Source organism: Aminobacter sp. P4_D5 (assembly GCF_056401815.1).
Map to the genome: position 1 here is coordinate 1 of NZ_JBFUIP010000121.1, position 17,485 is coordinate 17,485.

13 protein-coding genes and 1 pseudogene are annotated in these 17,485 nt (G+C 60.4%); 7 read left to right on the plus strand and 7 right to left on the minus strand.

Features of this window, described 5'->3' with window-relative positions:
• Positions 1–534: 534 nt before the first annotated feature.
• From AC1DWF_RS21985 to AC1DWF_RS22010, 6 genes are all read left to right on the plus strand, one after another.
• Entirely contained in the window at positions 535–1,143 is a 609-nt protein-coding gene (locus AC1DWF_RS21985; protein WP_476783663.1) for a CDP-alcohol phosphatidyltransferase family protein, read from the plus strand.
• Positions 1,144–1,176: 33 nt separating this feature from the next.
• Positions 1,177–2,967: a bifunctional alpha/beta hydrolase/class I SAM-dependent methyltransferase gene (locus AC1DWF_RS21990; protein WP_476842056.1), complete on the plus strand. Its 1,791-nt coding sequence runs from the start codon at positions 1,177–1,179 to the stop codon at positions 2,965–2,967.
• A gap of 8 nt (positions 2,968–2,975) precedes the next feature.
• Entirely contained in the window at positions 2,976–4,289 is a 1,314-nt protein-coding gene (locus AC1DWF_RS21995; RefSeq protein ID WP_476789274.1) for a phosphatase PAP2/dual specificity phosphatase family protein, read from the plus strand.
• A gap of 74 nt (positions 4,290–4,363) precedes the next feature.
• Positions 4,364–4,732, plus strand: coding sequence for a hypothetical protein (locus AC1DWF_RS22000; protein ID WP_476786403.1), 369 nt, complete (start codon positions 4,364–4,366; stop codon positions 4,730–4,732).
• 13 nt (positions 4,733–4,745) lie between these two features.
• Positions 4,746–5,411, plus strand: a complete 666-nt coding sequence (locus tag AC1DWF_RS22005; protein WP_476842054.1) for a lysophospholipid acyltransferase family protein — start codon at positions 4,746–4,748, stop codon at positions 5,409–5,411.
• The gene (locus AC1DWF_RS22010; protein ID WP_476789273.1) at positions 5,408–6,343 is read left to right on the plus strand and encodes a phosphatidate cytidylyltransferase; all 936 of its coding nucleotides are present in this window, start codon (positions 5,408–5,410) and stop codon (positions 6,341–6,343) included. The genes AC1DWF_RS22005 and AC1DWF_RS22010 overlap by 4 nt, the downstream gene beginning before the upstream one ends.
• Before the next feature lie 205 nt (positions 6,344–6,548).
• On the opposite strand, the gene AC1DWF_RS22015 is transcribed toward AC1DWF_RS22010, so the two are convergent.
• From AC1DWF_RS22015 to AC1DWF_RS22030, 4 genes are all read right to left on the minus strand, one after another.
• The gene (locus AC1DWF_RS22015; protein WP_476786085.1) at positions 6,549–7,325 is read right to left on the minus strand and encodes an ATP-binding cassette domain-containing protein; all 777 of its coding nucleotides are present in this window, start codon (positions 7,323–7,325) and stop codon (positions 6,549–6,551) included.
• Positions 7,318–9,573, minus strand: a complete 2,256-nt coding sequence (locus AC1DWF_RS22020) for an ABC transporter permease (RefSeq protein WP_476842055.1) — start codon at positions 9,571–9,573, stop codon at positions 7,318–7,320. The genes AC1DWF_RS22015 and AC1DWF_RS22020 overlap by 8 nt, the downstream gene beginning before the upstream one ends.
• 80 nt (positions 9,574–9,653) lie before the next feature.
• Positions 9,654–10,736 carry a substrate-binding domain-containing protein gene (locus AC1DWF_RS22025; protein WP_476789272.1) on the minus strand — a complete coding sequence of 361 codons (1,083 nt, stop codon included), beginning with the start codon at positions 10,734–10,736 and terminating at the stop codon, positions 9,654–9,656.
• A 497-nt stretch (positions 10,737–11,233) separates the two neighbouring features.
• Entirely contained in the window at positions 11,234–12,007 is a 774-nt protein-coding gene (locus AC1DWF_RS22030; protein WP_476789271.1) for an SDR family NAD(P)-dependent oxidoreductase, read from the minus strand.
• A 58-nt stretch (positions 12,008–12,065) separates the two neighbouring features.
• Between AC1DWF_RS22030 and AC1DWF_RS22035 the strand changes: the two are divergent.
• A pseudogene (locus AC1DWF_RS22035) lies at positions 12,066–12,671 on the plus strand (IS5 family transposase); the annotation flags it as partial.
• An 81-nt stretch (positions 12,672–12,752) separates the two neighbouring features.
• On the opposite strand, the gene AC1DWF_RS22040 reads toward AC1DWF_RS22035, so the two are convergent.
• The 3 genes from AC1DWF_RS22040 to AC1DWF_RS22050 form a co-directional block, all read right to left on the minus strand.
• Positions 12,753–14,186 (minus strand): HlyD family type I secretion periplasmic adaptor subunit, encoded by a 1,434-nt coding sequence (locus AC1DWF_RS22040; RefSeq protein ID WP_476785313.1) that lies wholly within the window; start codon positions 14,184–14,186, stop codon positions 12,753–12,755.
• Positions 14,183–15,922, minus strand: a complete 1,740-nt coding sequence (locus tag AC1DWF_RS22045) for a type I secretion system permease/ATPase (protein ID WP_476785312.1) — start codon at positions 15,920–15,922, stop codon at positions 14,183–14,185. The genes AC1DWF_RS22040 and AC1DWF_RS22045 overlap by 4 nt, the downstream gene beginning before the upstream one ends.
• A gap of 89 nt (positions 15,923–16,011) precedes the next feature.
• Complete coding sequence (locus tag AC1DWF_RS22050) at positions 16,012–17,214, minus strand: CAP domain-containing protein (protein WP_476789496.1); 1,203 nt, start codon at positions 17,212–17,214, stop codon at positions 16,012–16,014.
• Positions 17,215–17,485: the final 271 nt, after the last annotated feature.

Consider the following 17,485-nt stretch of genomic DNA (forward strand, 5'->3'; position numbering starts at 1 on the left):
CGTCTTGGCCGTGGTCGCATCAGATTTATTGTGCAACGAGCAAACCAATCTCGGGAACCTCTATATCCGCTGAGACAACGGCGCTTGTCTTGGACAGCACTACTATTGTCCGCCAACGAACAATTCCGTAAACTATTGAAACTATTGCATATAATTGTCAGAAGATATAGTGTCGCAAGGAAACTTGTCGGAGCAAGTGGGGATGTCGGAAAAGGCTAAATTTTCGCAAAGCGATCTATCTCCGCAACTCAGCGAAAAAGCAAACGTCAGCCCGGTTTCGTGCGCTAAAATTATCCTTCGAAGATACTGCCCAATTGATTGCGAAAGACCTTGTGCTGTGCCAAAAAAAATCGTCCTCTCATCTGAAGCCTTACCGCCGGGTTTGAACGATCCGACCGATTCAAACTGTGGCGCGACATTCGTATCGCCTAGATTGCTTCAACTGTCTTTCTTGCGTCTTTCGCGCCAATTGATCATCCCCACGAGAGATTTGAACGGCGATGATTTCACGCCTGCGGCCGGGGGGCTAAACGCATGCTGACGCTCTATGCGTTGAAGCCGGCATTCCAGGCGATACTTCGTCCACTGGTCAATTGGCTGGCCGCGATGGGCATGACCGCCAACCAGGTGACTGTACTGGCGGCCGCACTGTCGATAGTCACCGGTCTGCTCACTGCGGCCTTTCCCGAAAAAGGTTCGGTGTTCTTACTGATGCCGGTCGTGCTGTTAGTGCGCATGGCGCTAAACGCCGTTGATGGCATGCTGGCGCGCGAACATGGCCAGGCATCGACGCTTGGCATGTATCTCAATGAGCTGTGCGACGTGGCATCGGATCTGGCGCTGATCCTGGCCTTTGCAGCGGTGCCCGCCTTCGCGCCGTGGGGTGTCGTCGCCTTCGCCATTTCGGCCGTTCTGGCGGAGTTTGCGGGCGTGCTCGGCATCGCCGCCGGCGCGCCCCGCAACTATGCCGGGCCCTTTGGCAAGAGCGACCGGGCGCTCGCTTTGGGCGTCATCTCCGTGCTGGTCGCCAGCGGCCTGTGGGTCCAGCCGATCGCTGCTTGGGTATTTCCCACCATGGCGATCCTGTCGATAATAACCGCTATCAACCGCATCCGGGCCGGCCTCGCTGCGGCGACCATCTGAATGCAGGAATCCTCAGTTCTCGAAGGCCAACCGATGCTGCACGAAAAGTCTTCCGCCATGGTGTCGTCGCCAGACAGCCCACGCAGCGTGGTTGAGCGAATATTCGCTTCGCATGACGGCACCGAACTCTTCTTTCGCTATTGGCCGGCGGTGTCGGCATCCCCGAAAGGAGCGATCGTTCTGTTTCATCGCGGCCACGAACATGGTGGCCGCACGGCTCATCTTGTCGATGAACTGCGTATGCCCGATTATGCGTTCTACGCTTGGGATGCGCGCGGCAATGGCCGCTCGTCCGGGGAGCGCGGCTATGCTCCATCCTTTGCAACACTTGTGCGCGACATTGATTGCTTTATCCGCGAGATCGCCGACAAGGACGGATTTGCTGTGCAGGATGTTGCGCTGATCGCCCAGTCCTTCGGCGCTGTTCTGGCAGCCGCCTGGGTCCACGACTATGCGCCGAAGCTGCGCGTCATGGTGTTGGCGTCGCCGGCGTTTTCGGTCAAGCTCTACGTGCCTCTTGCCAGACCCGGCATTGCGTTGTGGCAGAAGATCAAGGGTCGGTTCTTCGTCAATTCTTACGTCAAGGCGAAGCTGTTGACCCACGATCCTGCGCGCATCGCCTCCTTTGAGACTGATGTGCTGATCACCCGGCCGATCGCCTCGAACATCCTGCTCGAGCTCTATGAGCATGCGGCGCGCATCGTCGCCGACGCGCGGGCCATCACAGTGCCAACGCAAGTCCTGATCTCGGGCAGCGATTGGGTAGTGCGCCAAGGCCCGCAACAAGAGTTCTTCGTCAATCTCGGCAGCCGGACCAAGGAGCGGCATGTGCTTGCCGGCTTCTTCCACGACACGCTGGGCGAGCGCGACCGGGCAATCGCGCTTGATCTGATCCGGCCGTTCATCGAACGGCAATTCGAGACAACTCGGAAGGGGGCAGATCTCACGGGCGCCGATCTGTCCGGTTATACCCGCGACGAGGCGGACAGACTTGCCTCGCCACTCGAAACGCTGTCCCCCAAAGGGCTCTATTGGGCGATCTCACGCGCATCGATCCGCGTGGGATCGTGGTTTTCAACTGGCATGAAGATCGGAATGGCGACTGGTTTCGATTCCGGCTCGACGCTCGACTATGTCTACGAAGACAAAGCGCGGGGCGTAGGTTTTGTCGGACGCCTGGTCGATCGGATATTCCTCGATGCGATCGGCTGGCGCGGCATTCGCCAGCGCAAGCTTCATCTGGAGGAGTTGGTCGGAAGCTCAGTGGCGACTTTGAAAGCGGCCGGCCGGCCGGTGAATATGATCGACATCGCCGCAGGCCACGGCCGCTATGTCATAGACGCCATCGAAAAATGCCCTGATCGACCGGCGAGCGTTCGCCTACAGGACTATTCGGAACTCAACGTTTCGCTCGGCCTCAAGCTGATCGCCGAAAGGAGGCTGCCCTCCAGCGTGTCGTTTCATCAGGCCGACGCCTTTGATGCCGGTATGCTTGCCGCGCTTGATCCGGCCCCTGACTTGGCGATCGTATCCGGCCTCTACGAGTTGTTCTCCGAAAACGCCATCATCGCGCGTTCGCTTGGCGGACTGGCGAAATCCATGCAATCCGGCAGCATGCTCATCTACACCAACCAGCCCTGGCATCCGCAACTCGAGATGATCGCCCGTTGTCTCACTTCGCATCGCGGTGGCCAGGCGTGGGTGATGCGCCGGCGCACCCAGGCCGAAATGGACCAACTCGTCGAAACGGCCGGCTTCGAAAAGCTGGACCAGCGCATCGACCCGTGGGGCATCTTTACCGTTTCGACGRCGCGGCGCATCTGAGAGCAACAATGACTCTGAAGCTTTCACAGATCGCGCGCGCCGAGCCTCATTCCAAGGTGATCCTGAGGGCTGTGCTCTGGCTTGGCTTTCTCGCGCCATTCTTCTACCTCACCTACGGTTTCGCCAACTGGCTGACGTCGCGGCGTGATGATGTCGGCAGCATCGTCCTGTCGTGGGAACACTATGTTCCCTTCCTCGCCTGGACCATCGTTCCCTATTGGTCGATCAACCTGTTTTATGGCCTGTCGCTGCTGCTGAATGATACCAAGCGCGGGGTTGATCGACTGGCAGGTCGTTACCTGACCGCGCAGATCGTCGCAGTTATCTGCTTCATCCTGTTTCCGCTGACCGCAACTTTTGTCCGCCCTGAAACCAGCGGCCTGCCAGGTTTCCTGTTCGACATACTCGGCGGTTTCGACAAGCCATTCAACCAGGCGCCGTCGCTGCACATCGCGCTTTTGGTGATCATCTGGGATCATTGGCGCCAGCGTCTTGGCGGCCTCCTGAAATATACTTGGTACCTCTGGTGCTTGCTTATAGGTCTGTCGGTGCTGACMACYTGGCARCACCATTTCATCGACATTCCGACSGGCGCGCTGCTTGGCTTTTTCGCCCTATGGCTGTTTCCGCAGGGGGGTGAGCTGCCATTCGCCGGCGCCCGGCTTTCCAGCGATCCAAAAGCCCGGAAGCTTGCTTTTTTCTATGGTGCAGGGTCGGTCATGGCCGTCTGGGCTGCGTTGGCGGGTCCGTCTGTTTCTGAGCTCCTTCTTGTCCTTTTGTGGCCGGCACTTGCGCTGGCAATTGTCGGCTTCGGCTATGCGGCGGCAGGACCGCGCGTATTCCAAAAGACCTTCGACGGAAGCGTCTCGCTGGCGAGCCGCGTTCTCTTGCTGCCCTATCGCTTGGGCGCAAAGTTGAGTGTCTGGGGCTGGACGCGCAAGCTAGCACCAAATGTGGCGATCGCTGACGGCATATTCGTTGGGCAATTTCCGACGGTCGTGGAAGCGAACGGCTTCGCCACGGTGATCGACCTCGCTGCCGAATTCGAAAAACCCGAGGGCATCACCAGCAATTGGATCAGCATCCCCATTATCGATCTGCTGCCGCCGTCAGTGGCCAACTCCCGACAGGCGGTGGAGGCCATCAAGAACGCGCAGCGGACTGGTACGGTTCTGGTTTGCTGCGCGCTTGGTTTTCAGCGCAGCGCCGGCATTGTAGCCACATGGCTTGTGTTTACTGGACGGGCGAAAACCCGCGCCGAGGCGCAGCAAATATTGAGGCAAGCCGGCCGACCGGTTCACTTTGCCGGAGAGCCTAGATGAGTGGTAAGGGCCATCGCGACCACGCTGAGGGTTTGGCCCGGCGATTACTCGTCCAATCGGCATGGCCAGCGGCGATGATTGCAACTGTTGCCATCGCGGCACCCTGCATGGCCCACTATTTCGCAGCGACACTTCCCGTTTCGGTTTCATGGGCCGCCCCGATCATGGCGACAGCAAGCGGCTTTGTTACCCTTGTGCTGTCGGCGATCATCCTGTTCGACGCGCTTTTGTTTCGGTTGATCGCGAGCCATGATCATGAGTCTGAGGCAGGAGCCGCCGTGGACGACATTCTCGTCCGCATGCGCCTGAAATCCTCACCGGCCCCTAACCGTTCACTTGCCGAGCGCATCGTGGGCACGAACCGCCTGATCCTCAAGCAACGCTTGTCGCTTGCATTGTTCATCGCCGCTGCGGCGGTCGCTGTTTTTGGTGTGCGCAGTTGAACCAGACGTAGACATGAGCAGAGTTCGCACCGCAATGTTGAGCCTCATGCGCACGGCGACCTCGGTCGGCCTGTCGGCGCTCGCCTGGATCGTCACCGGAGTGCGGCCAATTTGGAGCGGCAGCGAGCCGTCGGACCGGCAACGGATCTACTTCGCCAACCACGCGAGCCACGGAGATTTTATTTTGTTGTCGGCCTGCCTAAGTGAAAGCAGGCGCGCCCGAACACGCGCCATCGCTGCGGCGGAATATTGGGGCAAGTCGCGGTTGCGCCGCTTCATCGCCGAAGACATGCTGTCTTCGGTGCTTATTCATCGTGGATGGACAGAGCCTCGCAAGAACCCGATCTCGATCATGCTTTCGGCGCTCGAACAGGGCGATTCCCTGATCATCTTCCCAGAAGGCACGCGAAACATGACCGATGAGCCGCTACTGCCGTTCCRCTCGGGGCTCTACAACCTCGCCATTGCCCGGCCCGACGTCGAACTCATTCCCTGCTGGATCGAGAACATGTCCCGCGTTCTGCCGAAAGGCCAGTTTCTTCCAGTGCCGTTGCTATGCCGCGTCGTGTTCGGCGCACCGGTTGCCGTGGCTATGGGCGAGGAGCGCCGCGCCTTCCTCAAACGTGCCCGTGGCGCACTGCTTGCCCTCAATCCTCGCGCGCCGCGAGACGATCAATGAGCCCCGAGACAAGCCTGCTCGGTGCCGGGCTGTTTGCGGTGCTGGTCACGGCGAGTGCTGCCGCTGCGTTCTTGAGCTACCGCGCCGAACAACCGCTGAGCCCAACGCTGGTTAACCTCAACCAGCGCATACTGGCCTGGTGGGTGATGGTCGCCCTGATCGAGATTGCCTTCTTCTTCGGCAAAGGTGGAATGATCGCACTTTTTTCCTTCATCTCTTTTGCGGCGCTGCGCGAATTCGCAACGCTGACCCATTCCCGGCGCAGCGACCATTGGGTGCTGCTCGGCATGTTCGGCATCATCATTCCGGTGCAATACTGGCTGGTCTGGACCGCTTGGTACGGTCTGTTCACGATCTTCATCCCGGTCTACTGCTTCCTCCTCATGCCGGCGATCACGGCGCTGCATGGGGATACCGAACGCTTTCTGGAGCGGGTTGCAGCTCAGCAATGGGCCATCATGATCGCCGTGTATTGCGTTAGCCACGTGCCGGCTTTGCTGACACTCGACGTGGCGCAGTTTGAAGGGCGCAATCTTTTGCTCATTGCCTTCCTGATCCTCACGGTGCAGGGCAGCGACGTGCTGCAGTATATTTTCGGCAAACTTTTCGGCAAACACCGCTTTTCGCCGACAGTTTCGCCATCGAAAACCTGGGAAGGGTTGATTGGCGGGCTGGCCGCGGCGAGCCTGCTGGGTGCGTTGCTGTCGTTCCTGACGCCGTTCTCTCCGCTTCAGGCGTCGGGTGTCGCCTTGGTTACTTGTTTCATGGGTTTCCTGGGCGGGCTTGTCGCATCGGCCATCAAGCGCGATCAGGGTGTGAAGGACTGGGGGCACCTAATCGAAGGCCATGGGGGCATGATGGACAGGGCCGACAGCTTGGTCTTTGCCGCCCCGGTCTTTTTCCACATGGTGCGATATTTCTGGACCGTCTGACCGCCTTTGCGCGTCTCTTGGAACGCCGAACTGCTATCGTCAGTCTGAGTATCAGGCCAGCTTGAAGCCACAACACGGTGAGACGGTCACCTGAGATGGAGAGCGGCCAAGGCCGATGTGCAAGAAGACAGCGAACTGAGGCTGGCCTGTCATTCTAGTCCACAATGCCGCTCGGCGGCCGCGCCTGAAGATCCATGCTGGTCTGTCAAATCTGCCTTGCCTCATCGGCCGTAAGTGCATGCTCTCGCGTGCCGGAAACGATGATCTCCAGCACCTCATGCTCGTCGGTGTTGTTGATGTAGCGGTCGCCGACGTTCTCCCCACGTTTCAGCACCATCACGCGGTCGCCGACAGCGAAGATGTCGACAAGACGGTGTGAGATGATGATCTGGGCGACGCCTTGCTTCTTCAGCTCCAGCATGGTCTCGAGCAGGCGCTCGGTGGCCATCACCGAGAGGTTGGCTGTCGGCTCGTCGAGGACCACGACGCGCGGCTGGAACGAGATCGCACGCGCAATCGCCACGGATTGCTGGCGCCCGCCCGAGAGGCTCTCGACCTTCTGGTAGACGGAGTTCACATCGACCTTGAGCCGCTTCAATACGTTGTTGGCCTCCGCGTACATTTTGCGCCGATTGACAAAAAGACCCTTGAGCGGCCAGCGGCCAAGAAAGATGTTCTGGCCGACGTCCATGTTGCCGCAGAGCGCGAAGTCCTGGTAGATCATCTCGATGCCGGCGCTGCGGCTCTCATGCGGGCTCTTGAAATGCACCGGTTCGCCAGCGACCGAGATTTCGCCAGCGTCACGCTGGTAGGCGCCGGTCAGAATCTTCATCAGCGTCGATTTGCCGGCTGAATTGTCGCCGACCAGCCCAAGGATCTCCCCCGGATAAAGCACCAGGTCGACGTTGCGGAGCGCCTGCACCGCACCGAAGGCCTTTTCGATGCCCCGCATTTCCACGATCGGTGCGTCGGCTTCAGCCATGGGGGGGCTCCGATGTTCGCTTGCGTTGCGCCAGGCGGGTCCGCAGGCGACCGAAAATGTTTGCCTGGCGCACCCAAATGTCGATGAGCACGGCGACGATGAGAATGCCGCCGATGAAGACGTTGATCCAGTGCTGCGGCATGGTGAAGCCCTGAACGTTGAGCTGCAGCAGAGCCCGGACAAGAGTAATCACGGCAGCGCCGGATAGCGCGCCGACGATCGTACCGTAGCCGCCGAAGATCGACCCGCCTCCGATGATCACTGCGGCGATAGCGTCGAGTTCGCGGAACTGGCCGGCAACCGGGTTGAAGCTGCGGAAGTAGGCGATGTTGATGATACCGGCCATGGAGGCGCAAAGTGCGGCCAGCATGAATGAAAAGAAGCGCACCCGGCCGGTGTTGATGCCGGCATAGGCGGYGGCGCGGATGTTGCCTCCGGTCGCGTAGACCTTCTGTCCGAATGGCGTGTAGGCGAGGACGACGCCGGCGATGAGGGCGACGAGCAGCATCCAAAGGGTCTGGACACTGACCACCTCTGCAACCGTGCGGACGATTCCGTCGGGCAGGGAAACGCGGAAATGCTGAAAAATGTCGTTCACCTTGCGTCCGAGCAGGTTGTAGGTCTCGGACCAACCTGTCAGTTGCTGGCCAGCGACAAACCAGGCAGCAAGGCCGCGGGCGATGTAAAACATCCCAAGCGTGGCGATAAAGGCAGGCAGCTTGAAGCCGACCGTGACGACCGCGTTGATAAGGCCGGCGGCCATTCCCGCAAGCAGGCCCATCGTGACAGCTGTGAACGGGTCGGCGCCGAGAACCTTCAGGAAATAGGCAGCGGTGCTGCCTGCAAGCGCAAGCACCGCCCCGACAGAGAGGTCAATATCGCCGGCCGCGATGACGTAGGTGAGACCGATCGTGATCAGGGCGAGTTCTGTGTAGTTGAGCAGGATCGCGAAGGTGTTGGACAGGTTCCACCAATAATCTGGTCTGAGAAGGAGACCTATCAGCCAAAGCACCGCGGTGAGCATGAGCGCCAGCGCGTCGCGCCGGGCGAGGAACTTGCCCATCCTGGTGTTGGACAGCACCATGTCGGCTGCCATCGCGCCCTTGGTCTGGACGCCCTCGAGCGCAACGCCTCCAATCTCGAAGGCAGGTGGCGGCGGCCGGCCACGCAGCCATGCCCAGAGCCGTCCAGCAATCTGGCGGCGAACCAAGTAGGGCTCGATGAGCACTGCTGTGACGAGAAGGAGGCCAAGGAAGACCAGCACCGCCCCTGCCGGCAGCGTGTACTTGGCACTAACCGCAATTTCTTCGCCGTCGATCACGATCAGACGGGTGATCGGCCAACCTTCGCGCAACACCTTGTCGATCAGGACGACGACCGCGGCGCCGAGGCACGACCCGAACACGCGGCCGCGTCCGCCCAAGATAGACGCGCCGCCGATGACGACCGAAGCGATGACGGTGAGTTCCCAGCTGACGCCGTAGAGCGGCGTTACGCCCTTGTCCTGCGCGGCCGATAGCAGCGCCGCAATCGTCGCGCAAAGCGAGGAGATCAGGTAGCCGCGGATGCGCACCCAGCGTGTGGGAATGCCGGCATAGACGGCCGCCTGTTCGTTGCCTCCGGTGGCGAATGTCTCGTAGCCCCAGCGGGTCTTGGCAAGCACGTAGGCGCCCACTACCGCGACGATGCCGAAGACCAGGATCTGGTTGTTAAAGCCCAGGATATTGGTTTCGCCCAGGCTGAAGAAAAGCGGATGGTCCTTCGCCTTGTCGGAATAATATATGGCCTGGCCATGCGTCAGCGCGAGGACGAAGCCGCGGCCAATGAACAGGATCGTCAGCGTGGCGATGAAAGCCGGCGCCTTCAGGACGGTAACCAGCACGCCGTTGACGAGCCCGATCGCCGTGCCCAGGAGCACGCACAGGAGCACCGATGTGACGATGCCAAAATCGAGAAAACTCGGCGCAAATAGCCTGGCGAAGACCACGGCTACCAGGCCGTATGTGGAGCCGACCGAAAGATCGAGGTCCTTGTTGACGATGACGAAGGTCATTCCGACCGCGATGATGGCCACCCGCGAGGTGTCACGCAGCAGCGCGTGAAGAGCCTCGGTTGAGCCGAAGAAGGTCGGATTCACAACGGCGCCGCCCAAATAAAGAAGCGCAAGAAACAGCAGCAGCCCGACCTCCCAGCCGCCGGCGAGCTGGGAAGGCGCACGGCCAAGCGATGCCCTCGTGGTGAGTTCCATAGGTCCTACCACTCGATCATTGTCATCACATGGTGGGAAGGTTTGCGCCCTCCCCGATTGCAGATGCTTCGAGCGAAAAATCAGTTCTCGAAACGCTTGCCGACTTTTGCGACCGTATCCTTCGTCACCAATTGCGCGCGCGTGTCGAGATTGGCGGCCGAGATGCCACGATCAATCTGCAGATATAGCTGCATGACCGGCCAGAAGCCCTGCAGGAACGGTTGCTGCCCAAGCGAGCCGGTAAGGTTGCCGGCAGCGATGCCTTCCTGCTGTGCCGGGCCAAGGTCGAAACCAAAGGCGCAAATCTTGCCGCTCAAACCGGCCTGAGTCACCGCCTTGACCAGCGGCGGGGTGAATACGTTGTTGGCCGTGAAGGCGCCGACAACATCACCACGCGACTCGAAGAGCGAAACGAGCGCGTTGACCGGATCGTTCGGATTGGTGTCGATGCCGACATTCTCCGGTCCGGCGTCGACCTTGAAGCCATCGAGCTTGCCGGCATCCTTCAGCGTCTTGACGATGGCATTGAAGGCGGCGGTGACGCGGTTGTTCACCTCTATATTGCCCATCGCCGTCGATGACGGCAGCACGATCGAGCCGCTCGTCTTGCCGCTATCGAGCACGCATTTTGCAAGCGCCTCGCCGCCGATTGCAGCAGCGGACGCGTCTTGACCGGTATGGCTGATGGCGCTGCGGTTGAGGATCGTGCCGTCAAAGGAATTTGTCGTGGCAATCGGGATGCCCGCTGCCTCGGCGGCTTTGACGATATCGTTATAGGCACCGACCTGCGGTGTCGTCATGATGATGCCGTCGATGGTAGGATCCTGAACGATCTGGTTCAGGATTTCGATTTCGCGGGCAGGATCGTCGACCGGTGATTCCGAGCCGAGCAGCAGGATCTTGGCGCCAATCATATTGCCGGCGACGGTCGCACCGACATAGACCGGATCGAAGAAGCCATTGCCGGCCGTGTGTGTCACCAAAGCGAAAGTGAGGTGACCATCGGCCGAATGGAAGTCCTTAGTACCGGGGGCCTCCTTTGCTGCTTCTTCGAAGCCATAACCGCCGACAGCTTTTTCGACACTGCCGGACTGTGCGAAGGCATAGGGAACGCAATGCATCAACGCCGCGGCGCATACCGCGAGCGGGAAAATACGTTTCATGATTTTCCTCCCTTGCAACCAACGGTCGGAAGCCGTTCGGACGCACTAAATCAAGGGATTCCGGGTGCTTCCTCCCGCCCGGCTATCCTCTGCCCAAAGCCTGTCCAGGTAAATAGCTTCCACGTGTACCGGCGAGTTGTTTCGGAACTCCATTGCATTGCCCTGCTTCGCTTGCTGACTTTCGGACGTCACTAATGTCGCCAATTCGGCAGCAGCCGGGTGGCCGTAGATGCCGGCGGACGGTTCGGCATCACTATCATTCCCAAAATATGCGAAGGGAGAGGCAGGTTAGTCTGATGCGCAATCTTGCCGTGCGCGAGGTTGACAAGTGCGCGACCCGACGTCCAAAGGGGCGGCAATATGGTCGTTCGTCCGCAGCGATCACGCCGGCACCTACAATTGCGGCACACTACCGGCAGAAGATCTCGCCTGCGCGTTCATGGCAAGATAGAGCTCAGTATCAACGCTGGGCCTCAAGTCGACGCCAGCAAGTGTTACTAGGCGATAGACCATCCACCATCGACCAGCATATTGGCTCCGGTCACCAGCGAGGCGGCGGGAGAAGCAAGGAAGACGACCATCCCAGCAACGTCGATCGGGTCACCAATCCGGCCGAGAGGAATGTGCTTCAATACGTGCTGGTGGAATTTAGGATCCGCGAGGCTGGGCCTTGTTCCGTCGGTCCACACAAAGGTCGGCGCCACAGAGTTGACGGTGATGTTGTATGGCGCCCATTCCAGGGCAAGGCAACGTGTAAGGTGATTGATCGCCGCCTTGGTCATACAGTAGATTGCCTCGCCCTTGAGGACTACGCTCCCCGCCTGCGAGCTTATGTTGATAATCCTCCCGGACTTCTGCGCAATCATCAGCCTGCCAACTGCCTGGGTGACGAAGAACGTACCCTTGAGATTGATGTTGACCGTGAAGTCGAAGTCGTTCTCGTTCACATTTTCGGCTAGATTTTCCGGGCTGACGCCGACATTGTTGACCAACACGTCGATGCGTCCGAACTCAGCATGAGCACGAGCAACCGCGTCCTGTATCGTGGCCAAATCTGCCAGGTCCATCGAAACCGCGAGGGCACGCCGACCAAAGCTTTCGATTGTTGATACGAGCTCAAGACAATCGGCAGGGTTGCGAACGCCAAGGACGACGTCGGCGCCCATGGCTGCACAGGCACAAGCGCATGCCTTTCCGATGCCGCGTGATGCACCCGTCACCAGAACAATCCGGCCTTCAAGATCAAATTTCGGCGTGAAATCGCTTTTCATGATCATTGCTCCAGGTTCGTTGTTTTGCGAACTGCGGCCACAGGCTAAACCACTGCGCGGTCCATTGCATGTGCTGGTCGACAGCACCGGCCTGCAGATCTACGGTGCCGGCCAGTGGCTGGAAGAAAAGCATGGTGCCAAATCCCGCCGCACGTGGTGCAAGCTGCATATGGCCCTGGATGCCGACAACGGCGAGATCATTGCTCATACGTTGACAGATCAGGACACAGGCGACGCCTCGCAGGTGGAGCCGTTGCTCGACCAGATCGACGGCCAGATCGGCCTGTTCATCGCCGACGGCGCCTATGATGGCGACCCTATCTACAACGCCGTCTTGCGGCACAGCGCCGAAGCCCGGATCGTCATTCCACCACGCTCGAACGCAGTGGAACGGATCGACACCGAACCACCCGGCCACAGAGACGATCACATAGCGTCGATCAATAGAGATGGCCGCATGAAGTGGCAGGCGTCCACCGGCTACGGCAAGAGGGCACTGATCGAGACCGCCATCGGGCGATACAAGGGAAGTATCGCAGGGCGCTTGAAGGCCCGCTCCTTCCCGGCCCAGCAGACGGAGGTCGCCATCGGATGCGCCGTTTTCAACCGCATGCTCGCCTGTGCACGCCCGAAGTCCGTTCGTTGCAAGGCGAAAACGAAATGACGAGCGCCATCATAGACTTAATTGTGGCCAACAACGGATCCAAGCACCAACGCCCCGAGACAACCTATTGAGATTCCACAGCTAGTCGCTGCGGAAGGCGCGACTGGCCTGGTCGGTCAGCGGCTTGAACAAATAAGACAGCACCGTGCGATCGGTGGTTTTAAGAAACACCTCCGCCGGCATGCCGGGCTTGAGTTCAAGTGGGCCTGCCTGTTCGAGGCTCTTCGCCGACAAGCCAATGCGAATGGCGTAGTAGGAGACGCCAGCTTTGGGATCCTCGATCATATCGGGCGAGATCCGGTCGACTGTGCCGTCCACTTCCGGCGTGGTCTGCTGGCTGAACGCCGACAGGCGAAGCGTTACCGGCTGCCCGATGCGGATCTGGTCAATGTCCTGTGGCGCGACCCGCGCCTCGACTACCAGCGCGTCCGCCGTCGGCACGATCTGCATGATCGCCTCGCCCGGCGTGATGACGCCGCCAACCGTGTGGATGGCCAACTGGTGGACCCGGCCCGACTGTGGCGCGCGAATGTCAATCTGCTTCAGCGATTGCTCGGCGGCCACCTGCCGCTCCTTCATCTCGCTTGCCTTGGCGTCGATCTCGCGCAATTCGCCGGCCACTTCGCTGCGCATATCTTGGCCGATCTGGATGATGGCAAGTTCTGTTTCGCTGATCCGCCCGCGTGTCTGCGCGGCCGCCGCGGTCAGTTGGCCGTCTTCGCCGGCGAGCTGTGCCTGGGCGCGCTGGCGCTCGGCCAGCCGTGACATCGGAACGAGCTTCTTTTGCCAAAGCTGGTTGATGCTATCCAGCTCGACCTTGGTCAGCAAAATTTCCTGCTGCTTGCTCTTCTGCTGGGCTTCGAGGCCAGCGATCTCCTGGCGGAACTGGGCGATGCGTTCGCGTAGCTGCGAGACCTGGCCGTCGCGTGCCTGCCGCCTCAGCGCAAACACCTTGTTTTCGCCCTCGATCAACTGCCTGACACGAGGATCGAACGCTCGCGTGGCCAGTTCTGCAGGATAGTTGACTGCTTCGGCGCCATCGCGCTCGGCGGTCAGCCGAGCCCGCCGTGCGGTGAGTTCGTCCAGACTACTGTCAACTATGGCGAGATTGGCGCGCGCCACCGTGTCGTCGAGGCGTGCCAATACATCGCCGGCCGCAACCACGCTGCCGTTTTGCACATTCAGTGCGCCGACGACACCACCTTGTGGATGCTGAACCGATTTGACGTTGGAATCGACAGCCAGATGACCGGCTGCCACGACCGCGCCAGACAGATTGCTGGTGGCTGCCCAAAGGCCGAGGCCRCCGACAAGCACCAGTGCGGCAATCGTCCCCAGCCTCACATTTCGGCGTATGGCATGACGCAGTCTCTGTTGTTGTGGGGAGGCCCCGGCGATCGGCTGGGCACCACTGTCGAGGAGTGAAATGGCTTTCGCCTTGGCTGAAAGCGTAAGTTCCTTCACCACCCGCAGTCGGTGCGTGGAAAATTGGTTCGTTACGAGTGTCATCGTCAGCCCGCCGTTCCCACAGCATGCAGCGGTACGGGTACCGGCTGGAGTGCATGTCGCGCGATCTCGTTCTTCGGTCCAAAAGCTTGCTGCTTTCCACCGCCGAGAACCAGCAGATGATCGAGCGCTGCAAGTACGCTCGGCCGATGTGCGACCACGATCACGATGCCGCCACGCGCCTTGATGTGTTCTATGGCTTGCGTCAACGCCTGGTCGCCCGCCGCATCGAGGTTGGAATTGGGTTCGTCGAGCACGACCAGGAACGGATCGCGGAACAGCGCGCGTGCCAGTGCCACCCGCTGGCGCTGGCCGGCGGAAAGTGCGGCGCCGTTTTCGCCGATTTCCGTCTGGTAGCCTTCGGGCAGGCGCAGGATCATTTCATGCACGCCGGCCACCGTCGCCGCAGCGATGATTGCTTCAGGGGGCGCATTATCGTCGAAGCGCGAGATGTTTTGGCCGACCGTGCCAGCAAATAGTTCCACGTCCTGCGGCAGATAACCGATATGGCGGCCGAGCAACTGCGCCGGCCACTGCTCGAGTGCTGCGCCATCGAGCCGGATCTTGCCGCGCATCAGCGGCCAGACGCCGACGAGCGCACGTGCAAGTGAAGATTTTCCCGAGCCGCTCGGCCCGATGACACCGACACCCGATCCAGCGCGGATCGAGAACTCGACGTCCTGCACGACAAGCCGTCGATCGCCGGGGGCCACGACGCTGATGAATTCGACCGCGAGTTCCGAGGCAGGTGCCGGCAGCTCCATGCCGCCTTCGGAGACGGGAAGTGCTTTGAACAGTTCATCAAGTCGCCGCCAGCTTTGCCGGGCGTTGAGAAAGCTTTTCCAGTGCGCGATGGCAAGTTCGATGGGCGCAAGCGCCCGCGAGGTGAGAATGGAACTGGCGATGATGATGCCCGGCGTCGCCTGCTGGTAGATGACCAGATAAGCGCCGAGCGCCAGCACCATCGATTGCAGCATCATGCGCAGAATGCGCGACACGGCGCCAAGACCACCGGTCAGGTCGCTGGCGCGTTCCTGTGCCTCGCGGAAATCACCGTTGGCCTGGTTCCAGCGCTTCGCAAGGTTCTCGCTCATGCCCATCGCCGTCAGCACCTCGGCGTTGCGCGCGCCGGCCTGAGCGATCGCGCTCCGCCTTGCGCTGAAGCCTGACATCGATTTCGTCGGCACGCGCACCAGCCGGTCGGCGATCACTGTCAACAATACCAAAAGGGCCGCGCCGACGAGGGCCGCGACGCCAATCCACGGATGGAACAGGAAGCAGATACCGACGTAAAGCGGTATCCACGGCAGGTCGAAGAGTGCCGCCGGTCCGCCGCCGGAGAGAAAACCGCTGACCTGGTCGAGGTCGCGCAGCGCCTGCAGGCCTTCGCCCCGGTCGCGGGTACGCAGCGGCAGCCGGACGATGCAATTGAATATGCGGCCGCTGATCATTTCATCGATGCCGGCGCCGATACGTGTCAGCACCCGGGCGCGCACCGCTTCCAGTATGCCCTGAAAGGCATAGAGAACCACCACCATGATGATCAGCGCCACCAGCGTCGGCACGGAGCGACTCGGCAACACCCGGTCGTAGACCTGGAGCATGAACAGCGAACCGGACAGCATCAACACATTGATGAGGCCGCTGAATCCGGCGACGGCAATAAACGCGCCCCGGAATGAGGCCAGCGCTTCACGAAGCTCGGAGCGGTTCGTCTGGTTCTGGTCACTAGACGGTTGAGTCAGGGTCTTTCCCCCAAGTGGCGGCAGCAATCGGCGATGCGGGCGGACCGCGCCTGAAGCGCGATCCGCCTGTCTGCCATGTCAGCTCATGTTTAGACGACGAGATCTGCGTTGTGCTGGCCGGAATGCGCGGCCATCTGCGCCAGTATCTTGGCAACCGCAGCTTGCGCCGCATCGCCCGCCTCCGCAACCACGTGTGCGTCGGCCGGCAGATGCGCCTGGAGCGCCGCAACTGCGTCGTCGACCGCCTGGTGAATATGGCTGCCGTCGAACAGATCGGAGATGTGCTCGGCATTGGCGTGCGTGGCGATGTTCTGCGCAAACTGCAGATGATCGCCATCAAGCGCAACCGAATGGCCCTGCTTGAGAGCGCCATCGCCGGATGCACTTACCGTACTTGCGGCACGCGTACCTTGATCCGCGCCGAAATGATCCATCCCCTTGAAGAAATCAGCGAGCCAAGCATTGGAATTGCTCCCGGCATCCGTTGTGTCGGTCGGGGTCGCCGGTGCTGCCGGTTGCGTGTGGCCAGTGTCGGAACCTGCATCTTCAGCCGAGGCTGTCGCCGCCAGCGTTCCCGACTTCATTGTCGGATCGATCAGGTCCTTCTTGACATTCTTGGTGCCGATCGTCGCCGTCTGGGTCGAGGTGTCAATATTGGCGCCCGAGAAGGTCACCGTATAGGTGCCGGGCTTCAGCGCTAGGTCGTAGCCGCCGGCCGCGGACGTCGTGGTCTTGAAGGACTGGCCTGCTGCGTTCTTGGCGGTCACCGTGATGGCGCCGAGCCCTTCGCCCGGATCGTAGAAATGGTCGCCGTCCTTGTCGTCAAAGGCAACGCCCGTCAGGAACAGATCCGAGCCGGTCTTTCCGAAATCCTCGGTGACAAAAGCGCTTGAGCGTCCTTTGTAGTCGCCGACCTCGATGCCGAGGCCCACTTCGCGGAAGTTCGGGTTGAGGATGTTGGCGCGATGACCTGAGGAATTCATCAGGTTGGTGTGCAGAAGCTTGACCTCGTCGACATAGCCAGTCGGGGCGCGGGTGGTCGCCCAGGCGATGTTCTCACCAGTGGCCCACGATCCGCTCAGGATATAACCAGCGGCTTTCATGCGGGTGGTTGGGGACGAACCGCCGGAGCCGGTGTGCGAAAAGACGTCGGTTGCAAGCATCCACTGGTCATGCCCCTCGGCGGCTTCGCTGAGGTCGTTGTCGAATGCAAGCGGCTGGGCGCCTGCTTTGGCGCGCTCTGCATTGATGAGTTCAAGCAGATACTGCTCGTTGGCGCTATGTTGCGTCATAGGGTCTCCCCGTTGGTTCTTGATTGGTGTTGAACCCCCAGTGTCCCCGTCCGCCCGACTTTTGGCCTAGGCAGCAACTGTGTTGATGATGCGGCGCTCAGATGATTAAATTAGGGTGTCTGCATATAACTGGTCGGTCGTGAATAACGTGCAACCGCCTGCGCCGGTTGGGGTTTTCTKCGGTGTCAAGTATTCGGTTTCGCAAGGGATTGGGACTTTGGGACGCAAAAGCTTGCGATTTCATCGGGCGTCCTAGTCCTCGTTTCGCCGC

Excerpts from the sequence above, each read along its gene's own strand:
- AC1DWF_RS21985 (WP_476783663.1), top strand. The coding sequence starts at position 535 with ATGCTGACGCTCTATGCGTTGAAGCCGGCATTCCAGGCGATACTTCGT.
- AC1DWF_RS22000 (WP_476786403.1), top strand. The coding sequence starts at position 4,364 with ATGATTGCAACTGTTGCCATCGCGGCACCCTGCATGGCCCACTATTTC.
- AC1DWF_RS22010 (WP_476789273.1), top strand. The coding sequence starts at position 5,408 with ATGAGCCCCGAGACAAGCCTGCTCGGTGCCGGGCTGTTTGCGGTGCTG.
- AC1DWF_RS22015 (WP_476786085.1), bottom strand. The coding sequence starts at position 7,325 with ATGGCTGAAGCCGACGCACCGATCGTGGAAATGCGGGGCATCGAAAAG.
- AC1DWF_RS22025 (WP_476789272.1), bottom strand. The coding sequence starts at position 10,736 with ATGAAACGTATTTTCCCGCTCGCGGTATGCGCCGCGGCGTTGATGCAT.
- AC1DWF_RS22030 (WP_476789271.1), bottom strand. The coding sequence starts at position 12,007 with ATGAAAAGCGATTTCACGCCGAAATTTGATCTTGAAGGCCGGATTGTT.
- AC1DWF_RS22050 (WP_476789496.1), bottom strand. The coding sequence starts at position 17,214 with ATGACGCAACATAGCGCCAACGAGCAGTATCTGCTTGAACTCATCAAT.